Below are 3,026 nucleotides of genomic sequence, written 5' to 3' on the forward strand. Positions count from 1 at the left end.
GGCAATCTGCGTCGCCAGCAGCACACCGAGCGACAGATGTCCCTGTAACGCGATACCCAGACCGTAGCTCACCGCCAGCGTCGGCAATGAGAGATAGAACGGCAGCCACAGGCTCAGAATGTACTGACGATAGCTGGAACCCAGCACCGGTTTGATCATCACGAAGTAGCTCAGAATGGTGTTGATAATTTGCACCAGCAGGAAGCCCAGCGTCACGCCAATTGCGCCCGCCATCTGCCCGCCGACAATAATCGCCGGGATGAACAGGAACGTTTTAAACACATTGAATTTAAAGCTGATGTCTACCCGCGCTTTCGCCATGAGCAGCGAACCAATCGGATTACCAACCGAGCGCAGCAACCCCACCACGCACAGCAGTTGTAGCACAGGAATGATGCTGTTCCACTTCTCGCCAAAGACCAACGGCACAAAATTATTAGCAACCACCATCAGGCCCAGCAATGCCGGGAAGTTGATAATGCCCACCACGGAAAGCAGTTTGTAGAAGTTCACGCGCAGCTTCTGGGTGTCGTCCTGAATTTTGGCAAATGCCGGAAACAGCACGCGGGTGATGATGGGGTTGAGCTTCATCGGCGGCACCACTGCCACGTTATACGCCAGGTTATAGCCCCCTGCGACGCCGGCCCCGAGAATACGCGCCAGCACCAGCGTGGAAAGGTTGGTGTTGACGTAGTTGATGATGCTGTCCGCCGTCAGCCACGCACCAAAGCGCAAATTCGACGAAACGGACGCCAGCGAAAAGTGCAGACCCGGACGGTAGATCTTGCGGCCAAAATAGCCAAACAACAGCGTGCGCACCGCGCTATTTACCAGGTAACCGAGTATGGCCGTCATCGCCAGCGGCCAGAAATGCGCGCTGACAACGGTAAACGTAAAGCCTGCCAGTACAGCGCTGGTTTCAATCATCCCAATCTTGTTGAACTCCAGCTCTTTCTGCATCAGCGCGCGGAACTGCTGCCCGTGCGGGATCACCACAAACGCCAGCGACAGCGTTTTAATCAGCGGTGCCAGATCCGGGTTATGCAGCACATTGCTAATCACATCGCTAAGCAGGAAGACCGCCACACAGACGATGATTCCCAACCCGACGTTCAGCCAGTACAGCGTGGTCAGCTCAAGATGGCTTATCTCCTTGCGCTGAATAATGGAGTTGGCAATACCGAAGTCAGACAGCGTATCGGCCAGCGCAATGATCACCAGCGACACGGTTAGCAGGCCGAACTGGTGGTTATCGACAATCCGCGCCAGTACCGTCATCTGGATAAGCCCAAGGCTGATAATGATCACCGTGGCAATCGCCGACCACTTCGCGCCGCTGATGGTTTTTTCACGTAAGCTCATGACCGTTCCTCAGTACGCCGCTTTGTTAACAAAGCCCTTAAACACCGTCAGAAAAACGATCTTGATGTCGAACCACACGCTCCACTCGCGGATGTACTCCAGATCGTACTCCACGCGTTTTTCCATTTTCTCCAGCGTGTCAGTTTCACCGCGCCAGCCGTTGATTTGCGCCCAACCGGTGATCCCCGGCTTCACCTTGTGGCGCAGCATGTAGCCTTCAATCAGTTGACGATACTGTTCGTTATGCGCCACCGCATGCGGACGCGGCCCGACGATAGACATGCCACCGGTCAGCACATTAATAAACTGCGGTAGTTCATCCAGCGAGGTACGACGCAGGAAATTCCCCACTCGGGTGACGCGCGGATCGTTCTGCGTCGCCTGTGTGACGACCTTATCGTTTTCCATCACCTTCATTGAGCGGAATTTCCACACGTTGATCGGTTTACCGTCCATGCCATAACGGGTCTGACGGAAGATGATCGGCCCCGGCGAACTCAGCTTCACCGCCAGCGCAATGCAGCACAACACCGGGGAGATCAGCAGCAGGATCAGAGACGCCAGCACGATATCTTCCGCACGCTTAAGCAGACGGTTGATGCCCGACAGCGGCGTGTCATACAGCGGCACCACCGGCACGCCACTCACCTCTTCGATGCGGGAATGCAGGATGTTAAAAGTAAAGACGTCCGGAATGAGGATCACCGAACAGGTGGTATCCGCCAGTTCGCGCACCAGTTTTTTCACCCGCGCCCCGTCGCACATCGCCATCGCAATGTAGACGTTATGGATGCGTGACGCTTTCGCGTCTTCAACCAGTTGTTCGAGGTTACCTGCCCAGTCAGAGGTAACGCCGCCCGGTTTCGGATCGTGATAAACGCCAACCACCTCAAAACCTAACCACGGTTCGTTGCGGAAGCTATCGAGCAGCGCCCGTCCGGCAGGCAGATCGCCTGCGACGGCCACCCGGCGCGTGTTGTAGCCACGGTTGCGTAGCCATCCTGCACCGATGCGAATAAACGATCGGCAGAAGACCAGTCCGACGCTGGTCAGCAGATACCACGCCAGCCAGACCGCGAGGCGGTTATCGAAATCCTGATTGAATGCCACCAGACCGGCGCTAAAGACGAGGCTCAGCGTCCAGTTTTGCAGCAGGAGAGTCAGTTCAGTGGAAATTTTGACGCCGCGCCATGAGCGATAGAAATCGGTTATGCCACCCAGCATCTGGAAAACAACCAACGTGATCAGCGCCACCAACAGGTGCATATACAGGAAAGGCAGTCCACTGACTTCGCAGACGACCCACAGCCCGCCAAACATGATGGTGATATCTGAAAAGCGTTGCACCATAGAGATTAACGATGCATTGGTTTTGGCCCGTTCGCGCTTTTTTAGATTTGTCATCGTTGTTCCTGTTATTAGCCCCTTACCCGCCAGCGGGTAAGGGAAGATCTGACCTTACTGATTCAGTAACGCCAGCAGAGTGCGCGTTCGCGCTTCCATCAGCGGAATATCGCCGCGTGACTCCACGTTCAGGCGTACCACCGGTTCGGTGTTGGAGGAGCGCAGGTTGAAACGCCAGTCGACGAACGACATGCTGATGCCGTCGGTTCTGTCCACCGCCAGCGCCTCGCTGGCAAAGTGTTGTTCCACCCGAGAAATCG

At 55.7% G+C, this 3,026-nt stretch carries 2 protein-coding genes and 1 pseudogene; all 3 read right to left on the reverse strand.

What is annotated here, in order from left to right; all coding sequences use genetic code 11:
- The coding region (locus AB7E14_RS22240) for an MOP flippase family protein (RefSeq protein WP_428169973.1) at nucleotides 1-1,362 on the reverse strand (1,362 nt) is incomplete at its 3' end.
- 9 nt (nucleotides 1,363-1,371) lie between these two features.
- The gene (gene wcaJ / locus AB7E14_RS22245) at nucleotides 1,372-2,766 is read right to left on the reverse strand and encodes an undecaprenyl-phosphate glucose phosphotransferase (RefSeq protein WP_043000193.1); all 1,395 of its coding nucleotides are present in this window, start codon (nucleotides 2,764-2,766) and stop codon (nucleotides 1,372-1,374) included.
- Between the two features lie 54 nt (nucleotides 2,767-2,820).
- A pseudogene (locus AB7E14_RS22250) lies at nucleotides 2,821-3,026 on the reverse strand (phosphomannomutase CpsG); the annotation flags it as partial.

The organism is Citrobacter sp., from assembly GCF_050252275.1.
Lineage (GTDB): Bacteria > Pseudomonadota > Gammaproteobacteria > Enterobacterales > Enterobacteriaceae > Citrobacter_A > Citrobacter_A amalonaticus.